Annotated in this window: 11 protein-coding genes; 4 read left to right on the forward strand and 7 right to left on the reverse strand. The window is 49.8% G+C overall.

The features are described from left to right. Positions 1 to 10: 10 nt before the first annotated feature. Positions 11 to 1,321, forward strand: a complete 1,311-nt coding sequence (gene glnT / locus BAR1_RS12125; RefSeq protein ID WP_118943259.1) for a type III glutamate--ammonia ligase — start codon at positions 11 to 13, stop codon at positions 1,319 to 1,321. A gap of 349 nt (positions 1,322 to 1,670) precedes the next feature. Here glnT and BAR1_RS12130 read toward each other — a convergent pair whose 3' ends face one another. The 3 genes from BAR1_RS12130 to BAR1_RS18110 all read right to left on the reverse strand — a co-directional run bounded on the left by BAR1_RS12130 (position 1,671) and on the right by BAR1_RS18110 (position 4,353). After that, on the reverse strand, positions 1,671 to 3,005 hold the full coding sequence (locus tag BAR1_RS12130) for an ATP-binding protein (protein WP_118943260.1): 1,335 nt from the start codon (positions 3,003 to 3,005) through the stop codon (positions 1,671 to 1,673). Next, positions 3,005 to 3,664, reverse strand: coding sequence for a response regulator transcription factor (locus BAR1_RS12135; protein ID WP_118943261.1), 660 nt, complete (start codon positions 3,662 to 3,664; stop codon positions 3,005 to 3,007). Before BAR1_RS12135 ends, BAR1_RS12130 begins: the two co-directional genes overlap by 1 nt. A gap of 65 nt (positions 3,665 to 3,729) precedes the next feature. After that, positions 3,730 to 4,353, reverse strand: coding sequence for a PepSY domain-containing protein (locus tag BAR1_RS18110; RefSeq protein WP_194295006.1), 624 nt, complete (start codon positions 4,351 to 4,353; stop codon positions 3,730 to 3,732). Positions 4,354 to 4,502: 149 nt separating this feature from the next. On the opposite strand from BAR1_RS18110, the gene BAR1_RS12145 reads away from it, so the two are divergent. The 3 genes from BAR1_RS12145 (at position 4,503) to BAR1_RS12155 (ending at position 7,417) form a co-directional block, all read left to right on the forward strand. Further along, positions 4,503 to 4,907, forward strand: coding sequence for a TadE/TadG family type IV pilus assembly protein (locus BAR1_RS12145; protein ID WP_118943262.1), 405 nt, complete (start codon positions 4,503 to 4,505; stop codon positions 4,905 to 4,907). Positions 4,908 to 4,909: 2 nt separating this feature from the next. Then, positions 4,910 to 6,244 carry a pilus assembly protein TadG-related protein gene (locus BAR1_RS12150; RefSeq protein WP_228408551.1) on the forward strand — a complete coding sequence of 445 codons (1,335 nt, stop codon included), beginning with the start codon at positions 4,910 to 4,912 and terminating at the stop codon, positions 6,242 to 6,244. A 159-nt stretch (positions 6,245 to 6,403) separates the two neighbouring features. Beyond that, complete coding sequence (locus BAR1_RS12155) at positions 6,404 to 7,417, forward strand: Hint domain-containing protein (protein WP_118943263.1); 1,014 nt, start codon at positions 6,404 to 6,406, stop codon at positions 7,415 to 7,417. A 396-nt stretch (positions 7,418 to 7,813) separates the two neighbouring features. Here the strand turns inward: BAR1_RS12155 and BAR1_RS12160 are convergent, their stop codons facing one another. The 4 genes from BAR1_RS12160 to BAR1_RS12175 form a co-directional block, all read right to left on the reverse strand. After that, entirely contained in the window at positions 7,814 to 13,297 is a 5,484-nt protein-coding gene (locus BAR1_RS12160; RefSeq protein ID WP_118943264.1) for a sacsin N-terminal ATP-binding-like domain-containing protein, read from the reverse strand. Continuing rightward, complete coding sequence (locus BAR1_RS12165; RefSeq protein ID WP_118943265.1) at positions 13,297 to 14,913, reverse strand: hypothetical protein; 1,617 nt, start codon at positions 14,911 to 14,913, stop codon at positions 13,297 to 13,299. Before BAR1_RS12165 ends, BAR1_RS12160 begins: the two co-directional genes overlap by 1 nt. A gap of 111 nt (positions 14,914 to 15,024) precedes the next feature. Next, positions 15,025 to 17,640: an AAA family ATPase gene (locus tag BAR1_RS12170; protein ID WP_118943266.1), complete on the reverse strand. Its 2,616-nt coding sequence runs from the start codon at positions 17,638 to 17,640 to the stop codon at positions 15,025 to 15,027. Further along, complete coding sequence (locus BAR1_RS12175; RefSeq protein WP_118943267.1) at positions 17,637 to 18,767, reverse strand: metallophosphoesterase family protein; 1,131 nt, start codon at positions 18,765 to 18,767, stop codon at positions 17,637 to 17,639. The genes BAR1_RS12170 and BAR1_RS12175 overlap by 4 nt, the downstream gene beginning before the upstream one ends. Positions 18,768 to 18,772: the final 5 nt, after the last annotated feature.

Raw genomic sequence — 18,772 nt, forward strand, 5'->3', positions numbered from 1 at the left:
AATTTGAAAAATGACACTTAGTCTGGAAACATTTGCCAAAGAGAATGGCGTAAAGTTTTTTCTGATCAACTTCACCGATCTTTTCGGGGCCCAGCGCGCCAAACTGGTGCCAACCAGCGCCATCGCCGGTATGCAAAAGGACGGTGCCGGTTTTGCCGGATTTGCCACGTGGCTGGATATGACGCCGGGCCATCCGGATATGTTCTCATTGCCTGATGCCGCCTCGGTTATTCAACTGCCGTGGAAACCCGAAGTCGCGTGGGTCGCCGGTGATCCGGTGATGGATGGCATGCTGGTCGAGCAGGCGCCGCGTGTTGTTCTAAAGAAACTGATCAAGCAAGCTGCGGATAAGGGCTGGGTGATGAAATCGGGCGTCGAGCCTGAATTCCATCTGATTAACCCTGATGGCACCGACATTTCGGATCCGCGCGATACCGCCGAAAAACCCTGTTATGACCAATCCGCGATTATGCGCCGCTATGATGTGATTTCCGAGATTTGCACAACCATGCTGGATCTGGGATGGGGCCCCTACCAGAACGACCACGAAGACGCGAACGGGCAATTCGAAATCAACTGGAACTTCAACGACTGCCTGACCACCGCCGACCAACATGCGTTCTTTAAATTCATGGTGAAAGAGATCGCCGAAAAACACGGGTTGCGCGCCACCTTTATGCCCAAACCCTTTTCCCACCTGACAGGCAACGGATGCCATGTGCATACCTCGGTTTGGGATCTGAAAACCGGCAAGGAAAACCTGTTCTATGACAAAGATGGTGAACTTGGCGTCTCGCAATTCGGATACCATTTCCTGGGCGGGGTTATGGAACACGCCGAAGCACTGGTCGCGATCACTAATCCGACGGTGAATTCTTATAAACGCATCAACGCACCGACAACCAGTTCGGGGGCAACATGGGCCCCGAATACGATAACCTTTGGCGGCAACAACCGCACACATATGGTGCGTATTCCGGATGTGGGGCGGTTTGAAGTCCGTGTCGCGGACGGGGCCGCCAACCCATACCTGCTGCAAGCGTCTGTTTTGGCGGCGGGTCTGGACGGTGTTGCCAACAAGGCTGATCCGGGCAAGCGGCTTGATATTGATATGTATGCGATGGGTCACACTGTGGATAACGTTAAAACGCTTCCCCTAAATCTGATCGATGCAATACGGATATTTGCAAACAGCAAACCCATGCGCGCTGCATTCGGAGAAAGCTTTTCAACCGCCTACATCAAGCTGAAGACGGCGAACTGGAACCAGTATTGCCAGCAACTTACCCAGTGGGAACGCGATACGACACTTGACTGTTAAATCAACGCTGCGAAGACTTAACAGAGCTACCTGTGCAAATCGCAAAAATGATACGTGGAGCAAAACGCCACGCTGTTAGCAGCAATGACCCAATATGTTCAACGGAACCGGCACAACCAACATCTGATATTGACATGATAAAAGGATCTGCATGTCATGGGGGTCTTTTCCCAGCCGAAACAAGTTGTGAACGCCGGAATATACTTCTGGGAAATGGATCGGCAAATTTAGACACCAGTGTCCCGACTTCTGTGTATGCGTAATTTGGTCCATGCTTCCAGATTGAAGGCACATAAAGACTATGACGATTTTAAGGGGTATCCGATGCGCTTAGGTTGGAATGGACTATTTAAGTATTCCCATTCAACAAGGCAAATCTCACTATCAGCCCACCGAGTTTCTCTGATTTTCCCAAAATCAGTTCCTGCCCGTATGAATGCAATAGGTCGGAAGAAATTGACAGCCCCAGACCATACCCCGGCTTGCCGATATCAAGTCGCTCGCCAGCGATTAGAACTGTCTTCGCGCTTTCCTTTGGAATACCCGGCCCGTCATCTTCAATCATCACAACAATATCGTTGCCATTCTGTTCAGCGGAAATTGATACAGTTTCATTGCACCACTTCAGAGCGTTCTCAAATAGATTGCCAATAATTTCATCAATATCTTGCTGATCCGCAAGGATGATAAGGTCCTCGGCAACATCTATTGATACGCTTATATTTTCGTTTCCCGGAACATTCATTAGGAACCGTGAAATTCTATCCACTGATTTCCGCAAGGATATAGGAACCGGTATCTTTGCTTTGCTGTTGTCAGCGCGCAGTTGTGCCAATGAACGACTGGTTTGTGCGTCAATTCTGTTTAATGCTTCTTCAGCAGCCCCTGTATCTATCCCCTTGGTGGAATAAGTCAGGAATTCATTTCTAATTATTGCGGACGGGGTTTTTAACGCATGTGCCAGGTCCGCTGCCCTTCGGCGACCGCGTTCGACAATATCGTGATTGTATTTCAGCAACTCGTTTAATTCAGATACCAATGGAGCCACTTCTTTTGGGTAGTCTTTTGCATTTAGGGCTGTCCGGTTCTCTTTTCTTTTAGCGACATCGGCGGCAAGATGGGACAAAGGCTGCAACGACGCATAGGTTTGCAGGATCGCACCTATGATCCCGAGGAATCCCATTATGACAAAAGCTGCAACCAGATTTTTTCGGAGCTGAAGTTTATCCGCATTAACATTCTGGAGTGTTTCGGCAACCTGAACCAACCATTCACTACCATCTTCCAAATATATGGTTTTCCTAACCCCCGAGATTGGTCCCCCAGTAATATTCTTCTTCCAATACTGCAGTTCTGGCACTGATCTATCAGGGATATCAAACTGGAAATCGAACGTGGACTTGGAACCATAAATGAAACCATCAACGTTTGATACCTGCCAGTAAACGCCTGAATATGGTTTCATATATACGGGATCGCTTGCAAACTGGACCATCAGGTCCGGATCCCCGCCACTGTTGCTAAGGGCGACGACTATTTGATTGTGCCGGTCAACCAGCGTTTGTTTGAAATTTCTATCCGCAAAATCGTCAATGATGGATAAAAGCACAATAAAGCCAATAAGCAGGTTCACTGCGGCCCAGATTGCCCCACCAATAATTGCGCGTTGTCTTAGTGAATGCATTACTCGACTTCAAATAAATATCCGCGCCCCCGCTCGGTCCGGATCAAATCTGTTCCCAGCTTTTTGCGTAGCCGACGGATGAACACTGCAATTGTATTGGAATCCCGGTCATCATCATAGGCATAAATATGTTCTGAGAGTTCGGTGCGCGATATGAAACGGCCAGGATTGTGAACAAGGTATGAAAGAACCGCCGTTTCTTGTGCGGTTAATGTGACAAAGATGCCGTCAACAAAGGCTTTGCCTGTTCTGGTATCAAAATTGAAATTCCCTTTTGTAATAAGCGGATTATTCAGGCCGGCCTTCCGGCGCAGCAATGATCTTACACGTGCGGTCAGCTCGGGCATATGAAAAGGCTTGGTGATATAATCGTCTGCGCCGGCATCCAGACCATCTATTTTTTCCGACCAGCTGTCCCGCGCCGTCAGGATGATAACCGGTGTATCAATGGATTGCCGCCTTAATCCTTTCAAAACGGATAAACCATCCTGTTTTGGCAGTCCGATATCCAGTATGATCAGGTCATACGGCTCTGTTTCTGCCAGAAAAGCTGCTTGCTCGCCGTCGTTGGAAATATCTACCGCATGCCCTTCGTCGGTCAGTGATTGTTTTATTTGCTCACCAATAACCAGATTGTCTTCTGCAATAAGTATTCGCATTATTGGAAACCCGTCTGAGGGTTGAATACGGGCGCTTGTTTATTGAAAATCAAATCCACCATAGGTCAAATCCCGCCAGCATTACCATTCTCACCGCCATTGCCGTTACCATTCTCACCGCCATTGCCGTTACCATTCTCACCGCCATTGCCGTTACCATTCTCACCGCCATTGCCGTTACCATTCTCACCGCCATTGCCGTTACCATTCTCACCGCCATTGCCGTTACCATTGCCACCACTATTGCCATTGCCGTTGCCACCGCTGTTACCATTGCCGTTGCCGTTTCCACTGCCTTTACCTTTACCGTTGTTAGGTGCAGTATTTGCTGCTTTCTGAACGGCTCTGCTCTTTGGGGATGTTGTTGAAAGCAGCCGTCCGGTTGCAGCATCAACAACAACACTTGCAAGGTTCCCATTCGGTCTGGAGATCAAAACACGATAGTAAATCCCATCGTTTTCAAATGCTCTCACATCCATAATTTCACCCTTGGTTCTATTCTGGATGGTGCGGGCAATTTTCCCGAAGGAAACGCTTCTGCCATCAGAAACGGCTTGCCGTATCTGATGTGGAGTTAGCTCCTGCGCAAATACAGCTTTGCCAATAAGCAGATGCAAAGAAAGGATAGATAAAAGAAGTATTCTCATGATCATGGTTTTTGATATCTCGCTAATAATCTCAATAGCCATATTAAGGTGAACCCAACATGAACAGGTTGTTCCTGCTGGGTTTATCTAGGCTGTGCAATATCAGGTTTGGGTATTGATTCGTGATTAATTTGTTCCGCTCAAGGGATTAACCACTCACGGATCCGGGGCGTAACGAGAAGACTGATAAAATGGGAAAACGCCTAGCAAGATTTGTTAGAAGGGCGATAAAAGATAACGATGGAAGCATGACAATCGAGGCTGTCATCTGGATCCCGTTCTTTTTTGCTTTTCTGGTTTTTGTCGCTGATGTTTCGTTTGTGTTTTTCGGACAGGCACAAGCATATCGCATATTGCAAGATGCCAACCGGAACCTTTCGATCGGCCGACTTGAAACCGAGGAAGAGGTGGAAACCTATATTGATAATGCTTTGGCCAAGCTTGCGCCCAATGCGACTGTAAACTCGGTGATCTCCAATGGAACAATTACATCTTCGGCTGTAATTCCCACAACAGATTTGATCCCGGTCGGATTTATACCCGGCATCTCGAATATCAATATTTTTATCAAGTCTAGCCATATGGTGGAGTATTGATCATGAAGACCATCACTCACGCGAAGACAACGTCAAAAACCGCGAAATTCATAAAATCCGATGATGGCAGCATGACCATTATGGGTATCCTTCTGTTTGCAACAATGGCGATGATCGCAGCAATTGCAGTCGATGTAACAAACCTGGTTGCGGCAAAATCACAATTGCAGATAACAGCAGACGCGGCGGCACACGCGGCGCTTTACTACCGCGACACACATGACGCCACTGAATCCAAGGTTATGGCGGTCGATGTTGCAACATCGGGAATGCCGGAAGGTGTCTATGGGGTAGTCCTCAAGCCCGAAGATATCAAATTCGGCCGCTGGGATTATGATACGCAGGTTTTCATGATTGATGATACATCTAGAAAAGCTGTCATGGTCAAAACCGGCAGAATATCGGAAAGATCAAACTCAGTTGCCAGTTACCTGTTTCAGCTCGTCGGTAAGACGGACTGGGACGTTGTTACACCAGCCGTATTTGCAACCTTTCGGCCAATGTGTTTTCGCGAGGGGTTTGTAAGCGATGGCGTTGTCGATATTCAAAGCAACAACGGGTTCGAGAACGGATTCTGCGTTCATTCAAACGAATACGTTTCCCTGAACAGCAATAATACCTTCGAGCCCGGAACTGTAGTTTCGATGCCTGATACCGACGATATTGACTTGCCGCGGTCAGGGTATGAAACCAATGACGGTTTGCGGGCGGCCTTGCGTTCAGGTGTCTATAGACTGCGGATACTGAATAAAATGGATGACTTATTCGAAGGCTTGCTGACTGGCGATCCGGAATACATCCCAGATTACATTACGGACACTACTGTTATCAATATTCCGCCACCAACAAATTCACTAAAAAGCAGTGATCTCGAGCCAGGCCATGTTTACCGGCTGAATTGTAATCAATCTGGAAAGCTCACTCTGGAATCAGGCGAGACCCCTTTTTCCGAGGTTGTTCTGATAACCAGTTGCGAGGTCAAATTCAGTGCCGGTGCAGTGTTGGAAGATGTCATCATGGCAAATACGAATACCAGCGCACGATCATTTAACGCCCCGTCGTCTCTTCAACTTGGACGTGACGACAATTGTGCCGAAGGCGGCGGTGTCGAACTGCTCACATATGGGAGCATGATATTTGCCGCTGACTTGAAAATGTTTGGTGCGCAATTATTGGCCCAAGGGGATGTGACGTTCGCTGCAAATGCCACCGGAATACAGGGGGCCCAAATTGTAGCCCGAGGTGAAATCAGCGGCACATCAAACATGACAATGGGTTTTTGCGGCTCGGGAATGGAGAACAACTTCGAGGCAGAATACTTTCGATTGGCAAGATAACCTCCAAATTAACAACCCATTCTTTGGAGGTTGGGGCTGTAGAGTACACACACACGCAGCTACACCCCTGCCCCCCTGGCTAACATTCTTAATCAGGGGGGCGAATTTTACTTCAGCAAAATATATCAGCGGTCATTTATTGACCGTAGGGGAACACTGATGACTACAACATTTTATGCCCGCGGCGATAGCTCTACCGCCAACAACGCATCCCTGAACGCGGAAAACACCAGCACCACACCAGTTACAACGCTCGAGTTTGTTGCCACAGACGGCGGCGACATCATTCTGGAATACAATGGTGGCGCAGAAGACTCCGATACAGTTGTTTTGGTTGACGGGGTCGAGATGACATTCACCGTCGAGTTCTCAGGCACGCTCCCCTATACAAACAAGCTAAGTGATGTGAATGGCGAAGATTTGCGTGGCACCGAGATAATGGTGATCACTACATCCGACGGGCAGCGTTATTTTTTCGGAACGGACGGCACATTGTCTGTGGCGACGATGGAGGACTTTCCCAATGGCGCCCATTCAATCGAGAATGTTGACGATACAACGGACATATTGATTTGTTTTGCTGGTGGAACGTTTATCGAAACGCCGGATGGCCAGATCAAAGTCGAAGACCTTCGTGTTGGTGGTGCAGTGAATACATATTCCGGCATTCAAACATTGCGCTGGATCGGGGTCCGTTCGATATTTGCCAAAGAATTACAAGCCAAGCCGCATTTTCGGCCGGTTGTTATTTCTAAAGATGCCCTTGGCGCAGGGCTTCCCTCATCTGACTTGCTGGTTTCGCCTAATCACCGAGTGTTGCTGTCTGGTTGGCAGATGGAATTGAATTTTGCTACAGATTCTATGTTATGTGCCGCCAAATATCTGGTTAACGGCACAACAATTGTAACAGATATGAAAACGTCAGAGGTCAAATATTATCATTTGATGTTTGATAACCACGAGATCGTCTTATCGAACGGGTTACCATCAGAAAGCCTGCTACCATGTGGTTTGACCGCAAAGGTTGGCCAGTCTGCCGCAGAATACGAGTTTAAGGAAATTTTTGGCGTAAAGTCCTTTGATCCCGTCAATAAGAAAAAATCTGTATATCCAGCATTGAAATGTCATGAGGCAAAACTCATGCACTCTATTAAAAAGTATTCGCTAAGTTAGCAAATCATGCTCTGAGAACAGTGTGAGTTAATCATTTGAAAAGTCACCTTAAGGTCTGCCGCGTTATCCTTGCTCTTGTATATTTTCGCGGAGCACTCTTTCCATTCCTTCGAGCCCCGCCACACTTCGGTCCGGCCGAAATAGGCCAAACTTGACTATCCGGGACCAGATGGCGGGGATCAAGCACAGGATATGGGAAGAGCTTTCGAAGCTTTACAATCTGGACTTGCTCATCAATCTGTTTCGGCTTCCCTATAAGAAGGCTGTTATTTAATTTTTCTGTTTTATATCATTGCCATGTGGCGGTGGAAACGATTCTGACAGCGAACGTTCTCTGGTCTGCGAAGGAAACCTGAAAAAATGGGAACCGCTCCATGCCCGCCCTTCGCTTCAAGGTCAGCTTCGTTTGAAACCATATCGGATGCCTTCGCCGAGAAGCTCTAAAACACCTTCTCCCTCTTCCGTCATTGGGTTTGGCAACATCTCCACTGATAGATTAGGCGGATCTGATAAGTTGCTGACATAGGCTATTTTGTACTGAGTGCCGCTACGAAACTTGGCTGATGCGCGGGCAGCCTTGATTTCTGTCTCTCCCATTTCAAAGGATTGCGGATCCTCCAAGCTTGCTTTTACCTCTATTTGCCAGAATTGTTTATTATAAGTTACCTCAAAATCGTACCCTAGGCCGTCATCACTGGCACGCCCAGTTATCAACCCTCCGTTTTCCGACCGCCAAGCAGCGTCGATATCCTGTTTTGGCAAGATTTTATTTAACCAGTGGTAGACCGCAATTTCACCTAAGCGTCCTATTAATTGGGTCTTTTCCTCAGGGGCACGTGATCGCCTTTTTGACGAACCACGTGGTGGTTTTTTTCTTTTCGGCGATCTAGGGTTTTGATTTATAGGTGCCAAACTCGACTGAGCTCCAAGCGATGCTTTTAGCATCTTTGCAGGAAGGGTTTCGGACAGCTCGTTTGATAGCTCCAGCAGATCGACTTTTTCCGGGTCAACCACTCGGCCATTGAACAAAATCGAACGTGCCTCACGTTTACGGACTTCGGCCTCTTCCCGCGCTTTTGCATCTTCTTGCTTCAGGTCATCAGAAGAGAGCCCCAACTGTTCGCAATCAAGTGAAACCGGCATTTCGTCGGGCCACAAATTCAGAATTTGGATCCATTCGAGCAAAGAGCCCTCGCCTAGTTTTCGGAAATCAAGCGCTCCCACCTCATCCAACTTCTTGCGGATTTTTTCAGCACAGCTTTCTTGAGTTTGCCAAAGCGTCGGAATGAGGGTTTGGAATTTAACACACCAAGCCCGGACAAGCGGCAACGCTTTCTTTGTCACATCTTGAATACAAAGGCGGTTGTGTTTGCGGACATCGTCCAAGGGTTCCAGGTCAGCGTCCTCAGCCCCAATCGGCCGTGCCCCGTGGGTTGCAAGCCACGCATTTACCTTGCTGATAATAATTTCTTCTGGTGGCGACTTAAATCTTACTAGCCAGTTAGGATCTGGACTGATTTCACGAATATTACTTCGGATAGCGGCATAATTTTCTACCGGCTTCAGAGACTGGAGTAGTTTGGAATAAGCTGTCCTCAAGGCATCAATAATCGCCACCTCCTTGTCACGAATAAAATTTTCCATTTTCGACTTATGCACCTCGGGGTAAATATCAGGGTCAAGCCCCACGGCAATAAGGCTTGCATTGAAATCAGCAAAATCAAAACTTAGGTTTTCACGAAAGTCTCCAGGTCCAAGAGCGCTCCTACAAGCAGATAGAACATCGTCCGCCGAAAGTTCTGCAGGCTGGAGCAACGTAGAAAGCGCCCCATGAAGTAACGCCACATCCTTCAAAATGTCCGGACATTCACGATCAAACTCCTCTACGGCTTCTTCATCTACGACCAAGTGTAGTAACGCGCGTATCCAGGGCGCCTGTCGTTCCAGCCCAGCGCTAAGTGTACTGCGGGCCATGGTGCGTGCTTCCCGATCCAACTGCAGAATATCTGCGTATCGGTCGATGTCATCATCGGGACAAAAACTGGCTTCGTCAATTTTACTCTCAGCTCCGAAATGAGCGAGCAAAAGCCTTAGATGGGGTGAAAGGGCACGCTGTTCGATGGCTTCGCATAGCGCTGAAATACATCGGTCTATGAGATTTACGTCCCAATTACGGGCACTGCGCACAACTACAATTGGGTAACCATTATCCAAACTCAGGTGATATGCAGCACCCTCTTCCTGGCCGTGAGACACATCGAGGCCGTCAATCTTGAATGTAAGGTTTGCAGCCTTTTGCAGTTTGAGCAGGTCGAGTTTTGCCAGCACGATAGAACGGTCAGCAGGCAGACGCTGAGCTTCGGTACCCTTTAGAGCTTCCATCGCCACTGCTACCATTACCCGCATCCTTGGACAGATGTCGAGCACTGAGGCGATGTCACCCTGGCCAACATCCCGACCGTCAGCAAGAAAGGTATATTCCGCTTTTGACAACCTTGTCACAATCTTGCCATAGAGGTGTTCAAGAAGATCCCCAATTTGTGTGGGGTTACCTTCCTTCACTTCGAACAAGAGCTGACCGCTCGCCTCAACAAGGCGCAACTCAGCCTCCCGTTCGGTGTCTCTAACATATAGCCGTTCAGATTCATTTTCCTCCAAGTCCGTCACTCTAAGTGTCTCGACATGTGAGCCTCGCCGCACCAGGATTTCATCCGGTAATAAGAAACCGCCGTCATCCAACTCGCCCTCAGCCCATGCACTCGCAGTCAACGCCCAAGTATGGCTGTATAGGTTGAGAAGGCGTCGTTCGAAATAACTGTCGAAACCCTCGCGGGTAAATTGCTCCACTAAGAATGTCAGCTGCTCGCCAAACGTCGTCGAGTCATTGAATGTGCGCAGTCCGGAATGGGTTTCGAGATTCTCAATCAACTCCTCGGATGCCCGCTCCAACGCGCGCCGAAGTGGTAGCGAGGGGCGGCGAAGAAACGTGGGAAACCGTTCACCACCCGATTTGTGAAACCAGACTTCAGAAGGTTGTACAGTGATCCGTTCCGCGCCTCCGCGAGACGGTTCCTCGACAGGAACCCAACGTGCAGAGCGCAAAAACGCAGAAATGGGAGTGGGCCACATCCGACTATCTGCATAGCGGCTGAAGTGATGATGAATCTCCACCTTCCAGCATTGTGGCAATTCGCCAGAAAGCCAGATGATAATCAATTGTGCGTAGTATTCTTGGCACTCCCAAGAAAACTGTTCCACATCTGCCTGCCCGGGGAGCCACCATAATGAACCATCAACTACATAATCGGTCGCAGAAGGGAGATGTAAAAGCCCAGAATCCTGAACCTCAATATCGTCTTTCCAAAGTGTGGCAAATTCAATCGGAATTCCATAGCTCTGAAGGAAGGAAAAATCATGAATCTTCCAAGCGCGGAATGTACGCGGTTCACTTTTTTTCTCGACTGGATGCAATCCGGATTTCACACCGAGCTCCCTAAGGAATTCTGTCCAGTCTTCAATCCACTTATCGCGAAATGCAGGGTGATCCGGGGCCGCAAGTCGACGGTTCGATAAGTCTTCCAGATCGGGAATGCCGGACGGGCTAGAATCTAGAAAATCTTGAAGCAGTTGCCCGCAGGTATCTTTAGGCCAGCCCGTAGAAAAAACCAGCTCCCTTGCCTCAACATAATCACCTGTTACAGAAGGCAGCCGGAAGCGGTGTTGTGGCTGCAGCTTGAAAGGGCGACCGGTCGCCCGAGGCTGGCGCCAAAGATGAAACGCCCAACGCAATCCGCCTCGAAGCACTTCCTTGTTTTTTTCTTCCGCAAGAATTCTGGAAAGCTGTGCCAGAACAGCCTCGCGATCAAATTCAAGCACCAGTTTATGGTCTTCAAGGAATTTCCGTGATTCACCCAATTCATCATGCCAGGCAAGCTTACCAGATAGAAACGCGAAGCGACTACTTAGCTTCGCAGGTGGATCAATATCCAGATCGTCATCAGTATTTGTTCTGCGCGGATCCGGAGGGGAAAAAACGACAGTTTCACGCCTTGAGCGGCGCTTGGCTCGTTTTCCCTTAACCTCTGCACTCGGTATGGAGGTCAACGCAAAATGCAGTTTTCCATCATCTCCCAGAAAAATGCGGTTGTTTTCCAAGGCCTCCCCGTAGTCACCCATAAAGTCAGGGAGATCTGCATAAAAAGCTGTCCACGTAGATAAATGGGTGCCCGGATCCGCGGCAAGTGATTTCGCTATACTGCTTACGAACACAGCCCGCTCATCACCGGTGGGCGGTCCCGGGTAGTTAGAAGCATGATCTTGCAGATAGGAATCCAATAGGTCCATCCGTTCTTCAAGCGCCGGCCAAATCGGTGCGATGCCTGTTTCAAAGGTAAACAATGTGGAAAATTCAGCTGAAAAAGATGTGGTGCCGTCAGGCCAGCGCCGCGCTTGATTGGCCGGGCTCCATGACAAAGTTAGGACATCTTCAGTTGAGGCGAGGCATGGTACAATGGGCGCTTCGCCGAAATCTGACGCACCGAACCGTTCGGCGACCTTTTGCGCGACCTGCCCAGCGAAATCTTCATCTGTATCAAGGCTATCCACATCACCCCAGCATAGCAGGTCAGCAACTGCTGTGGCGCGAGCATCGACATCTAGCCATTGTACGATCGAACTGGATGGTTCCGCGCTCAAATGGTGGATTGCGCGCGCCGCAAGACCAGTTGCTTCCTCGAGCAGCATTCTGTTTAGCGCAATATTCGCATCGAGACTTTTACGGTTGGATCTGGGGAAAAAACTACCGTGGAGATGCCCTGGTAAAGGTGCGGTTGCTTGCTCTCCCATTGGCAGGAAGGTGTAAAGCCGTGGGGTCCGCACTGAAGCATCAAGCCTGACGGCGAGCGCAACCTCTCCGGCTCCCTTCCAAGTGTTCCAGTTTTCGTTCAGTTGCTTCTGCTCAATGGCATGCGCGATAGCTTCTTTCATGGCAGTTTCCGGCACTGCCGTGCGAGCTAACAGATACGACCCGGCGAAACCAAGATCTACATGGGACAGACATTTTTCCGAACCGGAAAGAGGTTGTTCATTACGATCCAGAGAAAAACCAATCAATTTATCCGGGTCACTCCCGATCATTCGGAACCCAAGATGTGAAATGCGCTCAAGAAAAAGAATAATGGGGATATCTTGATCGCGGATAGCAATTATTTCCGCCTCCACTGCCAACCTGGCCGCCTCATCGCGCAAAGGTAGTTCGATGACGGTGGCAAACCCATCTACCGCAAACGCCGTTACAGGTGCCGGCTGCTCCGGGAGCCAGATTGGCACATGGAACGCTGGAAGATCGCGGTGTGCGAGATCGAGGTGCTGACGCTTATTGATAAGCGCCGCAAGGTCTTCGCCTTGGGCAAATTTGAAACAGAACCCCGAAAAACGAGTGTGATCAATTTTACCTATAGCTTGGGAAAAAATCCTTGGGGAATCAGTTATCTGGACAACGCTCTGGAACCCGAGCCCCTTATTTCCGATAGACTCTCCCAAGGGTTTTTTGGAGAGGCCCATGTCACAAAGATCTTTGACGTTGCCTTGGGCGAATGGACTACCCTTATTTGCGATGTAAAGCGTCCCGTTTTTACCTCGACTAAGATCCAGTACAATGTCGATCTGTCCATCTTTCGTTCTAGGGGCATGTGCATCGTAGGCGTTCTGGATAAGCTCAATCAGGAAACGCCCTCGGTAGTCGATTGCGATATTTTCGGTCAGGCTTGCATTGCTTCGATAAATATCGTCGTAATACTCGCCATCCTCGTCAATCATTCTCCGAAAACCCGTTAGTTTTCGAGAGGCCAACTTCTCGACAAATTGACGATGTCTATCCATCAAGTCGCTCCAGTGCGTCTATGCGCGGGCAAATCAGCGACAACTATTTGTTGGCTGGCATCATCCCAGCAATAGTAAATTCGAAGACATCTCGAAGGATCCCGGGTATTCCCTCCATTTTTAATATGCCAATCAGCTGTATATCTGTTCCCTTGCCAATCAAATTCGAACTGGTCACCCCCACAATGAGCATTTCGGATACCAGCCTCTACTTCTGCCTCTCTGATTGACCCCCCGCCTTGCAAAAAGTGACTCCTCCCTGTTTCAGCAAGCCACTTCAAACAGCGGATTGTGAGGCCCATATTTTCAAACTGGGGGTTTTTTGAATTTTTCCGTGCGCGAGGGGCGAGGACGACTAAACCCGACAAGTTTTCGTCAACCCACATTGTGAACTGTGGCCATGTCTCAGGCAAGTCACTTTCGATTGATGACGTGCCGCCCTGTTCCTTCAGCTGGGCAGTCAGACTATGGATTCTATACCCATATGATCGGGCCTGGTCTTCCGCAGCTTCCGCACGTTCAATTGCGCTTTTGTGCTCGGCATCAAAATAGTCCATTTCCCCTTTGCTCTCGTCCAACTCTCGCTCCAAAGCGTCGATGCGCGATTTTGCCATCGAAAGCTGCTCAGTTTCGCTTGCGTCGCTCATTTGCTCCTGTTGCAGACGGAGGGATGTGTTTCTGACCGAAGCGAATGTTAGGATATTTCTGTTTATCTGGGTTCGATGAATGCTTTCATTTGCAGCTAAAGTTCGCATCAACCGAACACACTGCTCCCGCCCATTTTCATCCGAAAGGCGATCGGCAACAATAAGCCTATGGGGGTACGGTGGTTCGTCTGGTGAAAAGCCGGGTAAATAGGCTCGAACAGCCCCGCCAAATACGGAGTGCCTTCGCCCGAAATCTTGTGTGAGTCTCCATGTAAACTCTGAGGGAACGACTACCACATGGGCCAAACCGATAGTCGCCCGATTCAGAGCATAAGCGTCGATTGCCGGCATTTCTGTATTTGTGCTATCGTCCGCGATCGTGAGTGCAAGAATTGGAAGCTGACGATTTTTGTCCAATAATCCTTCCGTTAGCTCCATGTAATCAGCTTCAGATTGAATTATGCGAGGATGGGCGGTTACAGGATATCTACCCCTAGCCAGTCCGACTTTTTCGACTACCTGTTGGATAAATCCAGGTGAATGCGGAACAATATTGACTTGATCTTCTGTACTACTGACAATCAAACGAGCACTGAAACGCGGAGGTTCTTCCTTTCCAAGACCAACAACTACCTCCGTCGTCCAAATCCTTCCCGCCACCGATTTATCGGGATCGTCAGCCCGAATCGCCCAAATGTCGGAGTCTTCAGTTTGAATGCGCACGCCAGCGCTATTTCGCCCTCCCGCAAGGTAGTCGAAGTCTTCAAATCCCCACGCCTTTGGGGGTAGCCGCCCACCGCAACGACGTTGCACCCACCTTAAAACTTCCTGCCTTGCGTCGCCTGCTGATTTTTGGGGATCATTACCAAGTAAAATTCCAGCAACCCGCAACACCTCAGTTTCTTTCACAGAACGCGGCATTGCAGATCTCAGGGACTGCAGCTTATCCCACATCGGATTATCGTTCATTTTTTAATCTCCGTTCGTTGCCACATATGAGCATCCAGCTCAACCAACGGCTTAGCTAACTTTAGTTTTACTATCTGCCTCATAATTCTTTCATTTCCCCGGTAAAATGCGCTAATCATCTAAAACAACTTTGAAGGTCAGCTTTTGCCCACCAAGTTCCCGGAATGCGCGCTGACGACAACTGAGTACAATAATTTGCAGATCACCTGCTTGTCTATGGAGAGCATCAAACATGCGTTCTATCCTGTCATCATCCGTATAAACCAGCGCATCATCCAGAATGATGGGGGCATGGCGCCCGCCAGAGGCAAGTAATCGCGCAAATGCCAGACGGACCAGCAGCGCAATTTGTTCCTGGGTGCCGCCCGACAGGACTCCAATGCTTTCTTCCTGTCCGTCACGGATCAAAGCCGTGGGCAAAATTCTGTCCCCGTCAAATTTAAGATCGGCATCGGGCCATAACAATTTGAGCAAGGGTTTAAGTTCATTAATCACCGGCTCGAAATACCGGTCCCGAGCTGCGGTGCGGGCGGCATCAAGTGTTCCGGCAAGCTCCTTCAGGACCTCGACTTCAAATTGCAAAGCCGCAAGCGTTTTTTCAGCAGCCCCAAAACGAATAACCACGTCGGTAAGATCTTCTTCAACACCTTCCCCCGAGCGAAGATCAATTTTCGTATCAAGGCCAGCAAGCTCCTGCCCTAGACTGTAGATTTCGGTTTTGGCCTGTTCGCACACGGATTTGGCTCGATCCAGTGCGGCTTGACTCACCGAGAGGTCTGGGGCTTCTGCAGCCAGCTTTGTATATTCTTTTTCCAGTTTCCCGAGTAACGAGCCGGCGTCATCCAATTCGATAATGGTTTTCCGTTCCAGAGTATCGACATCCTCAAATTCCTTCACTGCGGCCTCGGCCTCCTCCAGAGTTGACTGGGCTGCGTCCGCTAAAACACTGGCGCGGGCTGCGGCGTCGCGGTCCTGATCGCGCTGATCGCGCGCGTCCTCCAATTCATCTTCATTTTTCTTCAGCCTCGTTTTTGCTGCGTCCACAGCTACTTGCGCGGTCTTTTGATCTGGCAAGTCTGCATCCGGCTCAACCGCTTCTGGCAGAGACGCAAGTTCTATGCGCAATGCGTCCAGATCATCCGGGGCAAGAAGTGAAACTTTATCTTTGGCATCCTGAACCCGCTTGGCAGCTTCATCACGCTGGTTTGCCGCCTTGTGTGCCGCATCAAGTGTCGAAAAACCCAAGTCATCCAGAGCCTTCGCAAATTTCACCTTAGCCTTGTTTAATTCGTCATCATCGTTGGCACCTTGCCCGGGACGCAGAGTAAGAAGGCCAAACTCGGGGATGTCAATCGTGGCACCATCGGGGAGAGGGACAACCTCCTGATCTTTCAGAATACCCCCTGCAATCGTGGCGCGCGGGATTTCAGCACTGACATAACTCAAGCTGACTTGTGGCGCGCTGCGCGTGCGCAGTTCTTGTTGAACAGAGACTTCCTGTGACAGCACATCCAGCTTTTCGATCGTTTTTTTGTCAGGGCCTGTCGCCGCTGCATTACTGTCGCTTGTGATCGACTTAGCCAAGGTTTCGACTTCGTTGATGCGCTTTTTCAGATCCTTTCGGCGTGTTTTTGCACTGCGCCCGCTCTCAGCCTTCAAAACTGCGTTAAGGGTCTTTACTGCATCTTCTTCAACCTCGCGGGCCGTTTTCACATCAGCCTTACAGGACACAAAATTCGCCTCGGAATCCTTCAACGTCTTAACGCATTCTGCCGCAAATTCAGATTTTTCGAATTCATCCTTTTGAGCTTTCTCAAATGATTTTCTGGCTTTTTGAAGTGCTTCCAGCTTGGCTTCCACAGCATCACGTTCCAGAGTTGCCGTTTTCACCGCATTTTGCGCGCGTGACACGCTATCTGCATGGCGAAGCGCATCTTCATGGGCTTTGGTGGCGTCTGAAAGACGCTGTTCACGGCCAGAAATCACATCTGCATCCTGAAGCTCGGCAAGCGCCTTTTTTATTTCGCGTCGCCGGTTAATTGCGCCGGAAAGTTCCCGAACGGTGTCTTCCAATTCGCTCTTACGCTGCGCAAGGCTGGCCACTTCCTTTTCGGCCGTATCCAGCGGGCCACTTTTCAACACTCTCCCTGTTGCCGTGACATACTTGCTCAGATCATCCTGGCACCGGTCAATTGCGATATCCATGCGCCGCCCGCCGGTGAGGGCTTCAACTTCGCCAGCAACCGAGGACATCAGATCCTGGCGGGCGTATTGCGCACTTTCCTTCTCTTTTTTGGAACCTTGGTCGAGCGCCGTAATCCCTTGGCGCACCCATAACAACCCAGCAGGCCCTCCTGCATCACCAGAATGCATTAATTTAGCAATCCAGGCTTCGGCATCATCTGCCTTGGCGATTAACCGATCACCCTTATACACTTCGGCCATTGGCTGTTTCAACCAACGCTTGATGATGCGGAATCGACCATCCGGAGTTTCGACTTCGACTTCAACCTGCGGAGCCCCACCCGCATGCGGTTTTAGAGCCATAATTTCCTTGCTTTTAGCACGAAGCCCCTGAAAAAATACCGCTTGCAGAGCATCAAACAACGTGGATTTTCCATACTCGTTGGGTGCCGTCAGAACATTTAGTCCGTCACCTATGCCATCAATGATGACAGGCTTAGTAAAACGGCGAATATCGCTAAGCGTGACAGAAAGAAGTTTCATTGTTGCCCCTCCTGAAGATATCCGTAAAGGCGGTTCAGGGCAGCCGCGGATATTTTGCGCGCCTCTGCACTGCGCTCGTTGTCCTGCGCTTTTTCGCTGAGTTCTTCGGCCGCCACCCGCAGGGCACCTGCATGATCAATTGTATCAAGATCGGCATCTTCAAATTCGGTTTCCAGTGCGCTTTCGTCCAGAATAAAGTGACAAAATTCCGGTGCGGCGGTTTCGGCGGTAACCCGCAGGGCGGATTGCTCCGCCAAGGTTGAACGCCCGGAAGCGCGAACCCTGAACATGTAATCCCGCAGTAACGCGCGATCTGGGGGTAGTAATGCTTCAAAAGCTTCTACAGCAGACTGCCCAGGAACAAGGGGCAGATCTTCATCGATCCAGTAGAATTTTCCGGTTTCGATCGTCTCTATTATTGGCTCGGTTCCGGGACCATCGAGCGTGATGGCAAGGCAAGTTCCTCGTCCAACATGTCGAAAACTGTCCCGCTCGGGAGTTCCCGAATACCATGTCCGTTTTCCAACGGAAATGCGGCCGTGCCAGTCCCCCAGTGCCAGATAGTCCAGCCGGGCCGTTTCAGCGCGATCAGGCGGTATGATATCGTCCCCTTCTATGCTGCCTTCGCTGAAATCTCGGATTGCCCCGTGAGCCAGTCCGATGCGCAGCGCTTGCGGATCGGTTTTATGGTTTACCATCCAGGCCGTAAGATCACGGCCCGGATACCGCCGCGGCAAAGGGCAAGGTAAAAGACATACGTTTTTCTCAATCTCGATCGGCTTATCGGTGTCGATCAAATGCACATTGGCGGGAGCATGATGGCGAAACCTCTGCCACAGGCTTTCAGCGGCAAGGCTGTCATGGTTTCCGGGGATCAACCACCACTGGATATCAGGATTGCGCCCCATGGCCGTTAAAGCTTGGCGCCAAATAGGGTCGGTTGGTGTTTCCGTGTCAAAGATGTCACCGGCCACAAGAATATGGGTCGCGTTATGATCACAGGCTGCCTGCACAAGCCGGTCGAGAATCTGATGTCGGGCATCGACAAGCCGCCCTCGGACATCTTCGGGCATATTGCCAAACCGGCGGCCAAGGTGAAGATCGGACGTATGGATAAAGCGGATCATACGAG

It is taken from the genome of Profundibacter amoris (assembly GCF_003544895.1).
In the GTDB taxonomy this organism is placed as follows: Bacteria; Pseudomonadota; Alphaproteobacteria; order Rhodobacterales; family Rhodobacteraceae; genus Profundibacter; species Profundibacter amoris.

Bases quoted from the DNA above. Each gene is read 5' to 3' on its own strand.
- glnT (WP_118943259.1), top strand. From the start codon at position 11: ATGACACTTAGTCTGGAAACATTTGCCAAAGAGAATGGCGTAAAGTTT.
- BAR1_RS12130 (WP_118943260.1), bottom strand. From the start codon at position 3,005: ATGCATTCACTAAGACAACGCGCAATTATTGGTGGGGCAATCTGGGCC.
- BAR1_RS12155 (WP_118943263.1), top strand. From the start codon at position 6,404: ATGACTACAACATTTTATGCCCGCGGCGATAGCTCTACCGCCAACAAC.
- BAR1_RS12175 (WP_118943267.1), bottom strand. From the start codon at position 18,767: ATGATCCGCTTTATCCATACGTCCGATCTTCACCTTGGCCGCCGGTTT.
- BAR1_RS12150 (WP_228408551.1), top strand. From the start codon at position 4,910: ATGAAGACCATCACTCACGCGAAGACAACGTCAAAAACCGCGAAATTC.
- BAR1_RS12165 (WP_118943265.1), bottom strand. From the start codon at position 14,913: ATGAACGATAATCCGATGTGGGATAAGCTGCAGTCCCTGAGATCTGCA.
- BAR1_RS12160 (WP_118943264.1), bottom strand. From the start codon at position 13,297: ATGGATAGACATCGTCAATTTGTCGAGAAGTTGGCCTCTCGAAAACTA.
- BAR1_RS12145 (WP_118943262.1), top strand. From the start codon at position 4,503: ATGGGAAAACGCCTAGCAAGATTTGTTAGAAGGGCGATAAAAGATAAC.
- BAR1_RS12135 (WP_118943261.1), bottom strand. From the start codon at position 3,664: ATGCGAATACTTATTGCAGAAGACAATCTGGTTATTGGTGAGCAAATA.
- BAR1_RS18110 (WP_194295006.1), bottom strand. From the start codon at position 4,353: ATGGCTATTGAGATTATTAGCGAGATATCAAAAACCATGATCATGAGA.
- BAR1_RS12170 (WP_118943266.1), bottom strand. From the start codon at position 17,640: ATGAAACTTCTTTCTGTCACGCTTAGCGATATTCGCCGTTTTACTAAG.